The following is a 12,619-nucleotide window of genomic DNA, read 5'->3' on the forward strand; positions in this document are numbered from 1 at the left end:
GGAGGTCCTTTCAGCTCGCGCGCCGTCGGGCGCCGGCCCGCAGCTCGTCCCGGAGGGCCTGCGGGGTCCACTCCTCGTGCAGAGCCCGCCGTACGACGTCCGCCTGCGCGGGCGGGGCGAGGCCGTCGACCGGCGGGTCGCTGTCGAGGTTGGTGGGGAAGGGGTAGCCCTCGGCGCTCGCGGCGACGACCCGCTCCAGCCAGTCCTCGCCCACCCCCTGCGCCCGGCGGTCCAGCAGCACGGGGTAGACCGCGTTCGCCACCGCCTCCCGGTCCACGGTCTCCATCGCGCGCCCGAAGGCGGAGGACACCTGGAGCAGATTGGCCATCCGGCGTACGCCGGTGGTGCGGTTGGTGCCGGCGGCGTGGAAGACGGCCGGGTTGAAGAACGCGGCGTCGCCCTTCGCCAGCGGCAGCTGGACGTGGTGCTCGGCGAAGTACTCCTGGAACTCGGGCCGCCGCCACGCCAGGTACCCCGGCTCGTACGTCTGCGAGTACGGCAGGTACAGCGTGGGCCCGGACTCCACGGGCATGTCGCACTGCGCGACGGCGCCCTGGAGCGTGAGCACGGGGGAGAGCCGGTGGACGTGCGCCGGGTAGGCGGCGGCCTTGTCGTCGGAGAGGAAGCCGAGGTGGTAGTCGCGGTGCACGCTCTGTGCCGCGCCGCCCGGGTTGACCACGTTGACCTGGGACGTCATCTGGTAGCCCGGGCCGAGCCAGGCCCGCGAGACCAGCGCGAGGATGTCGTTGGCGTAGTAGTCGGCGAACGCCTCCGGGTCATGGAGGGCGGCCTTCTCCAGGGCGTTCCAGACGCGGTCGTTGGCGCCGGGCCTGGCGAAGTGGTCACCGGCGGTCGCGCCCGAGGCGTGCTGCTCGGCGATGAGCGCGTCGAAGACGGCGGTGGCCCGGTCGACGACCGCGGGGTCGGGGAAGGCGTCCCGGAAGACGACGACTCCGGGCCCGTCGCTCAGGGCCCGCACCAGCTCGGCGCGGACCGCGCGGTCCGGGCCGGGGGCGCGCAGGCGGTCACTGTCGTAGACCAGGACGTTCCCCTGCACCGCGGAGGCGTGCGGGAAGTCGGCGAGGTCGGTGGTGCGCTCGACCAGGGGGCGGAAGGCGTCGAGGTCGCAGTCCTGCTCGGTCAGCCAGGCGGGGCCTCGCACGGAGGTGAAGGACATCGTCGTCCCTTCGATGACTGTGGCGGCTGGGTGACCTGGGCGGCTCGGTGACAAGCGCGGCTCAGTCCTGCCATTGTTGTCATGACAAACCCGTCGAACAACCAGCAGGCGGCCATCAAAAACCCCTCAAGCAGACCCCTGGGAGCTTTCCGTGGGCCACCCCTTCCCCATCCGAGAGATCGCACGTCAGGCGGGTCTGAGCGAGGCGACCGTCGACCGGGTGCTGAATGCCAGGGGAGGGGTGCGGGAGTCCACCGTGCAGGAGGTCCGGCGGGCCATCGCCGATCTGGACCGGCAGCGCACCCAGGTCAGGCTCGTGGGGCGCACCTTCATGGTCGACATCGTGATGCGGGCGCCGGAACGATTCACCACCGCCGTGCGGGCCGCCCTGGAGGCCGAGCTGCCCTCCCTGCACCCGGCCGTCCTGCGCTCCCGCTTCCACTTCCGGGAGACCGGACCGGTGCAGGAGCAGGTCGCCACCCTCGACCGGATAGCCCGGCGCGGCTCACAGGGGGTGGTCCTCAAGGCGCCGGACGTCCCGGAGATCAACGCGGCCGTCGGCCGGCTGGTCGCCGCCGGGATCCCGGTCGTCACCCTGGTCACGGATCTGCCGGCCAGCGCCCGCCTCGCCTATGTCGGCATCGACGACCGGGCCGCCGGCGCCACCGCCGCCTACCTCATGGGCCAGTGGCTCGGGGACCGCCCCGGCAATGTGCTCACCAGCCTGAGCAGCGGCTTCTTCCGCAACGAGGAGGAGCGCGAGATGGGCTTCCGCAGCGTGATGCGGGCCCGCGACCCCGAGCGCACGCTGGTCGAGATCGCCGAGGGGCAGGGGCTGGACGTCACGCAGTACGAGCTCGTCCGGGCCGCGCTGGAACGCGACGCGGACATCCGCGCCGTCTACTCCATCGGCGGCGGCAACGACGCCACCCTGCGCGCCTTCGCCGACCTGGGCCGTGAGTGCGCCGTGTTCGTCGCGCACGACCTCGACCACGACAACACCCGGCTGCTGCGCGGCCACCGGCTGTCCGCCGTTCTCCACCACGACCTGCGCCACGACGTGCGCGAGGCCTGTCACGCCGTGATGCGGGCGCACGGAGCGCTGCCGCCTGCCGGGCCCTTGCTGCCGTCCGCGATCCAGGTGGTCACCCCGTACAACATGCCGCCCCGGGCGGCTGCCGGCTGATGCGGCCGCCACCCGGGGCGCGGGTCCCGCGGGCGGGTCAGCGCAGTGCCGCCGGCGTGGCCGCCGCGGGGGCGACGCGTGCCGCGCCGCGGCAGGCGCAGACGCCCACGGCCAGCAGCCAGTAGCTGAGGACGGCCCCGAGCAGGGCGGTCGTGCCCCAGCCGTTCGCCGCGTAGAAGAACGAGGGGTCGTTGCCGAAGAACAGCGACGGGACGAAGGCCAGGTTGATCGCGGCCAGGACGTAGGCCGAACGGCCGGTCCAGCGCGGCAGCAGACGCGCGCCGGTGACGGCCCGGCCCAGCGCGGTCAGGAAGAGCGCCAGCATCAGCTTGGAGATCGACCCGTAGAGGATGTAGGTGCCACTGACGTCGATGGTCGGGTCGATCGGACGGTCGGCGGCGATGACGGCACCGGCCTCGAGTCCCATCGAGACCAGGGTGACCGTGGCGTAGACGAGCCCCGTGGCGAAGGCCAGCGAGCCGGCCCACGTGTGGGCGGGGCTCACCCGGCCGACCAGTTCGCGGAACGCCGTCACGAACACGACCAGACTGGCCAGCGCGACGATCCCGATGAGCAGCCGGGACAGGACGTTGCCGTCCGGCGGCGGGCCGTCGTAGACGAAGTAGAGCGGCACCTGGACGATGAGCGCGACCGCGGCGACCAGGGCGGCGAGGCCGGTCAGGCGGCGGGCGATGACTTCGGACATGAGGGTCCCCCGAGTTCCCGGTACGGCGGATTCGGTGCCGGCGTCCGCGGGTCGTCCGTGGTCGCGTTCGCCGACCCCTGAAGCCTGCCGCTCCCGGGGCTCCCCGTCCCTGGGCCTGGGAACCGGATCGGGGGTGGTCCTGACGCCACCCCTACGGGTGCACATCCGGCCGGGTGCCGCGGGCCCTACGGGTGCACATCCGGCCGGGTGCCGCGGGCCCTACGGCCGCACGTCCACCCAGGTGCCGCTCGCCGCGGAGCGTGTCATCGCCTCCAGCACGGTCGCGCTGTGCACCGCGTCCGTGAGCGTCGCCCCGTACGGGGTGCCCTCGGCGATCGAGCGCAGGAAGCGGTAGGCCTCCACGACCTTCAGGTCGTCGTAGCCCATGGCGTTCGCCGCGCCCGGCTGGAAGGCTCCGAACTCGCCGTCGCCCGGGCCGACGTACACCGTGCTGACGGGCTGGTCCTGGTAGGTGGTGCCGCGGCTGACGCCCAGTTCGTTCATCCGCCGGAAGTCCCAGAACACGGCGCCCCGGGTGCCGTGCACCTCGAAGCCGTAGTTGTTCTGCTCGCCGACGGAGACCCGGCAGGCCTCCAGCACGCCCCGGGCGCCGGAGGCGAACCGCAGCAGGCAGTTGACGTAGTCCTCGTTCTCGACCGGGCCGAGTTCGCCGCCCACGGCGAGGCTGTGCCCCGCCGTCGCTCCCGTCGGCCGGGCCCGCTCGGGGACGAAGACCGCCGTGTCGGCCGTCAGGGACGTGATGTCACCGAGCAGGAAACGGGCCAGGTCGGCGCCGTGCGAGGCCAGGTCGCCCAGCACTCCGCTGCCGCCCCGCCCGCGCTCGTACCGCCAGGTGAGGGCGCCGTCGGGATGGGCCGCGTAGTCGCTGAAGAGACGGACGCGGACATGCGTGACCGTGCCGAGTTCACCCGAGGCGATCAGGTCGCGGGCCCTCTCCACGGCGGGCGCGTTGCGGTAGTTGAACCCGACCGCGCCCTGCACGCCCGCCGCGGCCACCGCGTCCGCCACCGCCCGGGCGTCCGCCGGCGCGAGCCCCACCGGCTTCTCGATCCAGAGGTGTTTGCCCGCCTCGGCCATCGCGACACCGATCTCGCGGTGCAGGAAGTTGGGCGCGGTGACGCTGACGGCCCGCACCCGCGGGTCGGCGGCCACCTCGCGCCAGTCCCGCGTCGCGGTGGCGAAGCCGAACTGCTCGGCGGCCTCGTCGGCCCGGCCGGGCACCTCCTCGGCGACCGTCACCAGCTCCGGACGCAGGGCCAGCCGCGGGTAGTGGTGCCGTACGCGCGCGTACGCCTGGGTGTGCACCCGGCCCATCCAGCCGAACCCGACGACGGCCACTCCCAGCCCGTCCACCATGGCAGTCACCACGACCCTTCCTTGGACCGCTCCATCAGCTGACCAGGCCACCCTGTGGGCCGTTTCCCCAGGGTGTCAAGGGACTCGAAGCCCTTTGACATCGGTTGCCGCACATGGAACGGTCCAATCATGAGACCACCCACCATCCGTGACGTCGCCGAGCGGGCCGGAGTGTCCAAGTCACTGGTCTCCCTGGTGCTGCGCGGCTCCGACCAGGTGCGGGCCGAGAAACGGGAGGCCGTCCTGCGGGCCGTGCGCGAGCTGGGCTACCGGCCCGACGCGGCCGCGCGCAGCCTCGGCGAGCGGCGAACCGCCACCGCCACCGGCTCCCCACCCGGCCCGGGCGGCGGGACCCCGCTGGTCGGCGTTCTGCTGCACGACCTGCGCAATCCCTGGTACGTGGACCTGCTGGACGGCCTCAACTCGCTGCTGCACGCGAGCGGCCTGCACATGCTGCTGGGCGACGCCCGGCTGCACCGGCGCGTCGGCCAGGACCCGGCCGGGCCCTTCCTCGACCTGAGGGCGGAGGGGCTGGTCGTGGTCGGCACGCTGCCCGACCCGGCCGCGCTGGAGACGGTCGCCGCCCGGATGCCGGTCGTCGTCGCGGCGGCCCGGGAGCCGGTGCCGGCCGGGGTGGACCTGGTGGCCGACGACGACGAGCACGGTGCCCGGCTGGCCACCGAGCACCTCGTCGGACTCGGTCACCGCCGCATCGCCCACCTGGCGGGCTACGGTGCCGTCGCCGACCTGCGCCGGCGAGGCTTCGAGGCCACCATGCGGGCGGCGGGACCCGATCGGGTGGCGCTGGTCGAGGCGGGGGACATGACCGAGGAGGGCGGCTACCGGGCCACGGTACGGCTGCTCGCCCGCCCCGACCGGCCCACGGCCGTCTTCGCCGTCAACGACATGACGGCGGTGGGGGTGCTGTCGGCGGCCGGGGAACTGGGCCTGCGCGTGCCGCACGACCTGTCCGTGGTCGGCTACGACAACACCGGCATCTCCCGGTTGCGTCATGTGTGGCTCACGACCGTGGACGGCGCCGGTCACGAGGTCGGCCGTCGCGCCGCGCGCTGTCTGCTCGACCGGCTGGAGGGGCCGGTCGGAGCGGGGCGGCTGCACCTGGCGCCGCCGGTCCTGGAGGTCCGGGGGACGACGGCGCGCCCGCCTTCGGTCACAGGGTGATCGCGTAGGCCTTCCGCAGGGTCTCGTGGACCGTCCAGGTCGTGCGGTCGCCCGCGCGCAGCACCGCCATGTCGCCGGGGCCGACCGTCAGCGTGGGACCGCCCTCGACCTCGATCGTCGCCGACCCGCTGATCACCACGAAAAGCTCGTCCGCCTCGGTGTCCGTGACGACGCCCGGGGTGATCTGCCAGATACCCCTGATCTGCCGGCCGTCCGCCGACTCCCACACCACCCTGCCCGTCACCTCGGGGGTGCCGGAGACGATCTGCCCCGGGTCGAGCGGCTCGGGTTCGAGGCCTGCGTCGGGGATGCGGACGACGAAGCTGTGGGACGGGGGGCCGTCGAGGCCGCTCTCGGTGCTCATGGGGCGACCCTAGCGAGGCCGTACCTCCGCCGGGCGTGGACACAGTGTGGGCTGTCCGCCCAGGTGGGAGGACACTTCGTCACGACTGGCGGCCCGTGCGGGGCGGGGTGATCGTGGAGCCCATGGCGGACGACACCGCGGCGGCGCCCGAGCCGCACCGGCACGACGCGAGGGAGGCGCTCCTCTTCGGCGGTGTCTACGGCGCGGTACTGGCGAGCTCGATGGTCGCCGCGCTCAGCCAGTACGGCCACACCTCGCGCGGCAGCCGCCGCTACGACGCCCTCTGGCTGCTGGTGACCGCCTTCGCCTCGGCGCTCGCGCACGGCTACGCCCACTACATCGCCGAGCGGGGCCCGCACCGCAGGGGTGACGCGCTGCGCTCGCTGGCCGAGGAGTGGCCCCTCGTGGCGGCCGTGCTGCCCACCGTGCTGATCCTGGCCGGCGCCGGCTGGGGCTGGTGGCCGACGGGCGGGGTGGAGCACGCCGCGTTCGCCCTGAACATCGCCCTGCTGTTCCTCCTCGGTCTGGTCACCGCCCGCTGGTCGCGCCGCCCGTGGGCCGTCGCGGTGCTGATCGGGGCGGTCGACGCGCTGCTCGGCGTGATCGTGGTCGTGGCGAACGCGTTGATCAAGTAACCCGCACGGTCCGCACCGGCCCGCACCGCCCGGCACGGTCCCGCTCCGCCCCGCATCGGCCCGCACCGCCCCACATCGGCCGGGATCGTCCCGCACCGCGGCCCGCGCCCTCCCCGTCCGGTGGGACCATGGCGCGGCGGACGTACGCGCGCAATACGGCGGACAAAATTGTTGACAATCTTGTTTCGCTAGATTTAGGTTCGACAGGCACTCACTCAGGGAGGGCAACCATGCCGAAAGAAGCCCGTCCGAGCACCGGGGAGCAGGCCAAACAGCATGCGCTCGCGCAGCTGCGGCAGGCGATCCTGCACGGCGAGATGGCACCGGCCCAGCGGCTGGTGGAGAACGAGCTCGCCGAGCAGTTCGGTGTGACGCGGGCCAGCATCCGCGCGGCGCTCATCGATCTGGAGTCCCAGGGACTCGTCGAACGGATCCGCAACCGCGGCTCGCGGGTGCGGGTGGTGACCGTGGACGAAGCGGTCGCCATCACCGAGTGCCGCATGGTCCTCGAAGGACTGTGCGCGGCGAAGGCGGCCGTCGCGGCCAGCGACGACCAGCTGATCGAGCTGACCGACCTCGGCGCGGCGATGTCCAAGGCGGTCGCCGACGGCGAGCCGGTCACCTACTCCGACCTCAACCACGAACTGCACGTCCGCATCCGGGAGTTCTCCGGCCAGCAGACCGCGCAGGAGCTGCTGGAGCGGCTCAACGCCCAACTGGTGCGCCACCGTTTCCAGTTGGCACTGAGGCCGGGCAGGCCGCAGCAATCCCTGAACGAGCACCTGACCATGATCGAAGCGATCCGGGCCAGGGACCCCCAGGCGGCCGAGACGGCCGTCCGCGCCCACCTCACCAGCGTGATCGAGGCGCTGCGCGACTGATCACGGCTGCGCGGGGCGGGCGCCCACCTGTCACCAAGGAGATCTGAGAATGACCCAGGCCAACGCGCCCGCCAGCCCACCACGATCCACCCTCGTCGTCACCGCGCACGCCGGCGACTTCGTGTGGCGGGCGGGCGGTGCCATCGCCCTGGCCGCCTCCCGCGGGGAGAAGGTCACCATCGCGTGCCTGACCTTCGGCGAGCGCGGTGAGTCCGCCAAGGCATGGCGCGAGGGCAGGAAGCTCGACGAGATCAAGGCGATACGCCGGGACGAGGCCGAGCGCGCCGCCGCCACCCTGGGCGCCGAGGTCCGCTTCTTCGACGCGGGCGACTACCCGCTCGTGGCCACCGCCGAGCTGACCGATCTGCTCGTCGCCGTCTACCGCGACACCCAGCCGGACGTGGTGCTCACCCACCCCACCGAGGACCCCTACAACGGCGACCACCCGGCCGCCAACCGTATGGCGCTGGAGGCCAGGGTCCTCGCCCAGGCCATCGGCTACCCGGGCGAGGGCGAGATCATCGGCGCTCCGCCGGTCTTCTACTTCGAGCCGCACCAGCCGGAGATGAGCGGTTTCAAGCCCGAGGTGCTGCTCGACATCACCGAGGTGTGGGAGACCAAGCGCAGGGCCATGGAGTGCCTCGGCGCCCAGCAGCACCTGTGGGACTACTACACGGACCTCGCCGTGCGCCGGGGTGTCCAGCTCAAGCGCAACGCCGGCCCGAACCTGGGCCTGGCGCACAAGACCATGGCCGAGGCGTACATGCGTCCCTACCCGCAGATCGCGAGGGAGCTGGCGTGAGCGGCGTGATCGTGACGAACCCGCCGAAGGCGGAGCTGAAGGACGTCGACGCGCTGGCCGGTTTCGGCGTGGCCACGGTCGGCGAGGCGATGGGCCGGACCGGGCTGCTGAGCCCGGAGATCCGCCCGATCCAGCAGGGCGTACGGGTCGCCGGCACCGCCGTGACCGTGCTCAGCTGGCCCGGCGACAACCTGATGATCCACGCGGCCGTCGAGCAGTGCGGCGAGGGCGACATCCTGGTCGTCACCACCACCTCCCCGTCCACCGACGGCATGTTCGGCGAGCTCTTCGCGACCGCGCTCCAGCGCCGCGGGGTGCGGGGCGTGATCACCAACGCGGGCATCCGCGACACCCAGGAGCTGCGGGACATGGGCTTCGCGGCCTGGTCGCGGGCGGTCTCCTCGCAGGGCACCGTGAAGGCCACCGGCGGCTCGGTCAACGTACCGATCGCCATCGACGGCCAGGTGATCCGGCCGGGCGACGTGATCCTCGCCGACGACGACGGTGTCGTGGTCGTCCCGCGGGAGCGGGCCCGCGCCACCGCGGCGGCGTCCGAGGCCCGCGAGGCCAAGGAGGCGCGCTCCCGTGCCGCCTTCCTCGACGGTGAACTCGGCCTGGACCGCTACGGGTTGAGGGAGACCCTGAAGCGGCTCGGTGTCGAGTACAAGACGTACGACGCGTACGCGGGGGAGTCGTCGTGACCTCCGTGCCCGAGGAACTGCCCTGTCTGCTGATGCGGGGCGGCACCTCCAAGGGCGCGTACTTCCTCGCCGACGACCTCCCCGCCGAACCGGCCCTGCGCGACGAGCTGTTGCTGCGGGTCATGGGCAGTCCGGACGCCCGTCAGATCGACGGCCTGGGCGGCGCGCACCCGCTCACCAGCAAGGTCGCCGTGGTGTCGGCGTCGGCCGACCCGCGCGCCGACGTCGACTACCTCTTCCTCCAGGTCGCCGTGGACCGGCCGGAGGTGAGCGACCGTCAGAACTGCGGCAACATCCTCGCCGGCGTCGGCCCGTTCGCCGTGGAGCGCGGACTCGTCGCCGCGGGGGAGGAGGAGACCACCGTCCGCATCCGCATGGTCAACTCCGACGACCACGCGACGGCGACCTTCCCGACGCCGGGCGGCCGCGTGGACTACACCGGCGCCGCCGAGATCTCCGGGGTGCCGGGGACGGCCGCGCCCGTGGTGATCGAGTTCCCGCCCCGCGCCGGCGCGCTGCTGCCCACCGGCAACGTCCGCGACGAGATCGACGGGGTGGCGGTGACCTGCGTGGACAACGGGATGCCGACGGTGCTGATCGCGGCCACCTCGCTCAAGGTCACCGGCTACGAACTGCCCCGGGACCTGGAGGAGGACGTCGCGCTCGCCGACCGCCTCCGGAAGATCCGACTGGCGGCGGGCCGGCTGATGGGCCTCGGTGACGTCTCGGAGACCACCGTGCCCAAGCTCACGCTGCTCGCCGCGCCCCGGGACGGCGGCACGGTCGCCACCCGCACCTTCATTCCGGTGCGCTGCCATCCCTCGATCGGGGTGCTCGGCGCGGCCGGTGTCGCCGCCGGCCTGCGGATCGAAGGCGGTGTGGGGGCGGACCTGGCAAGGATCGACGCCGGAAGTGACCGAATTCGCATAGAACATCCCACGGGATTCCTGGATATCGAAAGTAGCCTCGGGGCAACCCCCGACGGTCTGCCCCGCGCCCGACGCACCGCCGTGGTGCGCACGGCCCGAAAGATCTTCGACGGCACCGTCTTCCCCAGGTCCGCCGAGACGGCCCCCCTGCCCGCACGCTCCCCTGGAGGTCAACGATGACTCCGCCGCTCGGCGACATCGCCCACATCGGCCACGCCCAGCTCTTCACCCCGGACCTGGACGCCAGTGTCGGCTTCTTCACCGACTACCTGGGGCTCACGGTCAACGGGCAGGACGGCGACACGGTCCATCTGCGGACCTTCGACGACTACGAACACCACAGCCTGACGCTCACCGCCCGCGCGGAACCCGGCCTGGGCCGGCTGGCCCTGCGCACCTCCGGCGAGGAGGCCCTGCGGCGCCGGGTCGAGGCGATCGAGGCGGCGGGCGGCACCGGCCACTGGGTCGAGGACGAGCCCGGCCTCGGCAAGCTGTACGTCACCACCGACCCGGACGGCCACGAGCACGCCCTGTACTGGGAGAGCGAGTACTACCGGGCGCCCGACGAGCTGAAGCCGGCGCTGAAGAACCAGCCCCAGGCCAAACCCAACCGGGGCGTGGGCGTACGGCGCCTGGACCACATCAACTTCCTCGCCGCCGACGTGCTCGCCAACTCCGAGTTCCAGCAGAACCTGCTGGGTGCCCGCCCCACCGAACAGATCCGCCTCGACACGGGGACGGTCGCGGCGCGCTGGCTGACGTACACGAACAAGTCCTACGACGTCGTCTACACCTCGGACTGGACCGGCAGTTCCGGGCGGCTGCACCACATCGCGTTCGCGACGGACACCCGCGAGGACATCCTGCGCGCCGCCGATCTCGCGATCGACTCGGGCGTGTTCATCGAGACGGGCCCGCACAAGCACGCCATCCAGCAGACGTTCTTCCTGTACGTCTACGAGCCCGGCGGCAACCGCATCGAGCTGTGCAACCCGCTCACGCGCCTGGTGCTGGCCCCCGACTGGCCGCTGGTCACCTGGACCGAGGAGGAGCGCAAGAAGGGGCAGGCCTGGGGTCTGCGGACGATCGAGTCGTTCCACACGCACGGCACACCGCCCGTCGGCTGAGCCCGTTCCCCGGGTGTGCGCAGGGTGCCGGACCAGCGGTTCAGTGGATTGTCGATGAGATTGTTGACAAAAGTGTTGACTCTATCGGGGTCGATCCTTAGCGTCTTGCGCACACCGGGTCAGCCGCACGAGCCGCGCCGGCCCTCTTCACTCGTCCCCTCCAGGGCACGTCTCCTGGACGAGAGGAAAACAACGATGTCCTCCTCCCCCGCTCTGTCCGCCCGCGGCAGCAGACTGGCCCTCCTGGTCGTCGGTCTGTGCTGGCTGGCCGTGCTCTTCGACGGCCTCGACATGTTCATCTACGGCTCGGTGCTGCCGCACCTGCTGGAGACGAAGACCTTCGGCCTCACCCCGGACACGGCCGGCGACCTCGGCAGCTACGCCACCTTCGGCATGCTGGTCGGCGCCCTCACGGCGGGCACCGTCGCCGACCGGATCGGGCGCAAGAACCTGATGGTCGGCTGCGTGATCCTCTTCTCGCTGGCATCCGGCGTGTGCGCGATGGCGGGCAGCGTCGAGGTCTTCGGCCTCGGCCGGACCCTGGCGGGCGTCGGCCTCGGCGGCCTGCTGCCCACCGCGATCAGCATGGTCTCGGACTACGCCCCGCGCGGGCGCGGCGCCATCATCATCGGCCTGCTGATGACCGCCCACCACGCCGGCGGCATCCTCTCCGCCTACGTCGCGAAGTGGCTCGTCGACCCGGTCGGCTGGCGTGCCGCGTTCTGGGTGTGCGTGCTGCCGCTGCTCTTCGCCCCGGTGCTCGCCAGGCTGCTGCCCGAGTCGCTGAGCTTCCTCGTCGCCAAGGGCCGCACCGACGAGGCCCGCGAGCTGGCCACCCGCTACGACGTCGAACTGCCCGCCGAGAAGTCCGGCAAGCAGGGCGCGGCCGACCGCTGGAACGCGCTGAAGAACCTCTTCCGCGGTGGTGAGTGGACCCAGACCCTGCTGTACTGGCTGGCCTCCTTCGGCGGTCTGCTCCTCGTCTACGGCGTCGCCACCTGGCTGCCCACCCTGATGCGGGCCGAGGGTTACGAGCTGGGCTCGGCCCTGTCCTTCGTGGTCGTCTTCAACCTCGGCGGCATCGTGGGCATGCTCGTCGCCGGGCGCGCCGCCGACCGGTTCGGCGCCCCGCGCATCTCCGCGGTGTGGTTCGCGCTGACCGCCGCCGGCGTGTTCCTGCTCAGCGTCCACATGCCGATGACCCTGACGATGATCGTCGTCTTCTTCACCGGCGTCTTCCTCAACAGCGCCCAGACGATGATCTACGCCACGGTCTCCATCCGCTCGGACGCGGGCAACCGGGCCACCGCCGTCGGCTGGACCTCCGGCATGGGCCGTTTCGGCGCCGTCTTCGGCCCGTGGCTGGGCGGTCAGCTGCTCGCCTCGAACAACGGCGACTGGGGCTTCACCTCGTTCGCGATCGCCGGCCTGTCGTCGATGGTCTTCATCGGCATCGCGGCGCTGCGTACCTCCCGGCAGACTCCGCGCGAAGACGCCGACCAGCAACTGGTCGGCGCCCACTGACCGCGTCGTGACCACCGGGGGCAAGGAC

Annotated in this window: 13 protein-coding genes; 9 read left to right on the forward strand and 4 right to left on the reverse strand. The window is 72.3% G+C overall.

Features of this window, described 5'->3' with window-relative positions; translation table 11 throughout:
- Nucleotides 1-10: 10 nt before the first annotated feature.
- On the reverse strand, nt 11-1,177 hold the full coding sequence (locus AOQ37_RS08515) for a phytanoyl-CoA dioxygenase family protein (protein WP_062642853.1): 1,167 nt from the start codon (nt 1,175-1,177) through the stop codon (nt 11-13).
- 151 nt (nt 1,178-1,328) lie between these two features.
- On the opposite strand from AOQ37_RS08515, the gene AOQ37_RS08520 reads away from it, so the two are divergent.
- Complete coding sequence (locus AOQ37_RS08520) at nt 1,329-2,363, forward strand: LacI family DNA-binding transcriptional regulator (RefSeq protein ID WP_062642855.1); 1,035 nt, start codon at nt 1,329-1,331, stop codon at nt 2,361-2,363.
- A gap of 37 nt (nt 2,364-2,400) precedes the next feature.
- On the opposite strand, the gene AOQ37_RS08525 is transcribed toward AOQ37_RS08520, so the two are convergent.
- Both AOQ37_RS08525 and AOQ37_RS08530 read right to left on the reverse strand, forming a co-directional pair.
- Nucleotides 2,401-3,069, reverse strand: coding sequence for a hypothetical protein (locus AOQ37_RS08525; protein ID WP_062642861.1), 669 nt, complete (start codon nt 3,067-3,069; stop codon nt 2,401-2,403).
- Between the two features lie 219 nt (nt 3,070-3,288).
- A complete protein-coding gene (locus AOQ37_RS08530) occupies nt 3,289-4,446 on the reverse strand; it encodes a Gfo/Idh/MocA family protein (protein WP_062642863.1) in 1,158 nt (385 codons plus the stop codon).
- Nucleotides 4,447-4,575: 129 nt separating this feature from the next.
- Between AOQ37_RS08530 and AOQ37_RS08535 the strand changes: the two genes are divergently transcribed.
- The gene (locus AOQ37_RS08535) at nt 4,576-5,628 is read left to right on the forward strand and encodes a LacI family DNA-binding transcriptional regulator (RefSeq protein ID WP_062642865.1); all 1,053 of its coding nucleotides are present in this window, start codon (nt 4,576-4,578) and stop codon (nt 5,626-5,628) included.
- On the opposite strand, the gene AOQ37_RS08540 is transcribed toward AOQ37_RS08535, so the two are convergent.
- The gene (locus AOQ37_RS08540; RefSeq protein WP_062642867.1) at nt 5,618-5,992 is read right to left on the reverse strand and encodes a cupin domain-containing protein; all 375 of its coding nucleotides are present in this window, start codon (nt 5,990-5,992) and stop codon (nt 5,618-5,620) included. The two genes, AOQ37_RS08535 and AOQ37_RS08540, sit on opposite strands and share 11 nt — an antisense overlap.
- 122 nt (nt 5,993-6,114) lie before the next feature.
- Between AOQ37_RS08540 and AOQ37_RS08545 the strand changes: the two genes are divergently transcribed.
- The 7 genes from AOQ37_RS08545 to AOQ37_RS08575 all read left to right on the forward strand — a co-directional run bounded on the left by AOQ37_RS08545 (nt 6,115) and on the right by AOQ37_RS08575 (nt 12,591).
- On the forward strand, nt 6,115-6,627 hold the full coding sequence (locus tag AOQ37_RS08545; protein WP_062643559.1) for a hypothetical protein: 513 nt from the start codon (nt 6,115-6,117) through the stop codon (nt 6,625-6,627).
- Between the two features lie 230 nt (nt 6,628-6,857).
- The gene (locus AOQ37_RS08550) at nt 6,858-7,508 is read left to right on the forward strand and encodes a GntR family transcriptional regulator (protein ID WP_062642869.1); all 651 of its coding nucleotides are present in this window, start codon (nt 6,858-6,860) and stop codon (nt 7,506-7,508) included.
- 49 nt (nt 7,509-7,557) lie between these two features.
- Nucleotides 7,558-8,310: a PIG-L deacetylase family protein gene (locus AOQ37_RS08555; protein ID WP_062642871.1), complete on the forward strand. Its 753-nt coding sequence runs from the start codon at nt 7,558-7,560 to the stop codon at nt 8,308-8,310.
- A complete protein-coding gene (locus AOQ37_RS08560; RefSeq protein ID WP_062642873.1) occupies nt 8,307-9,011 on the forward strand; it encodes a 4-carboxy-4-hydroxy-2-oxoadipate aldolase/oxaloacetate decarboxylase in 705 nt (234 codons plus the stop codon). Before AOQ37_RS08555 ends, AOQ37_RS08560 begins: the two co-directional genes overlap by 4 nt.
- Nucleotides 9,008-10,120, forward strand: a complete 1,113-nt coding sequence (locus AOQ37_RS08565) for a 4-oxalomesaconate tautomerase (protein ID WP_078890087.1) — start codon at nt 9,008-9,010, stop codon at nt 10,118-10,120. The genes AOQ37_RS08560 and AOQ37_RS08565 overlap by 4 nt, the downstream gene beginning before the upstream one ends.
- Nucleotides 10,117-11,067, forward strand: a complete 951-nt coding sequence (locus AOQ37_RS08570; protein ID WP_062642875.1) for a VOC family protein — start codon at nt 10,117-10,119, stop codon at nt 11,065-11,067. Before AOQ37_RS08565 ends, AOQ37_RS08570 begins: the two co-directional genes overlap by 4 nt.
- A 195-nt stretch (nt 11,068-11,262) precedes the next feature.
- A complete protein-coding gene (locus tag AOQ37_RS08575; protein ID WP_062642877.1) occupies nt 11,263-12,591 on the forward strand; it encodes an MFS transporter in 1,329 nt (442 codons plus the stop codon).
- The last annotated feature ends 28 nt before the right edge of the window (nt 12,592-12,619 follow it).

The organism is Streptomyces maremycinicus (assembly GCF_001184025.1).
Classification (GTDB): domain Bacteria; phylum Actinomycetota; class Actinomycetes; order Streptomycetales; family Streptomycetaceae; genus Streptomyces; species Streptomyces maremycinicus.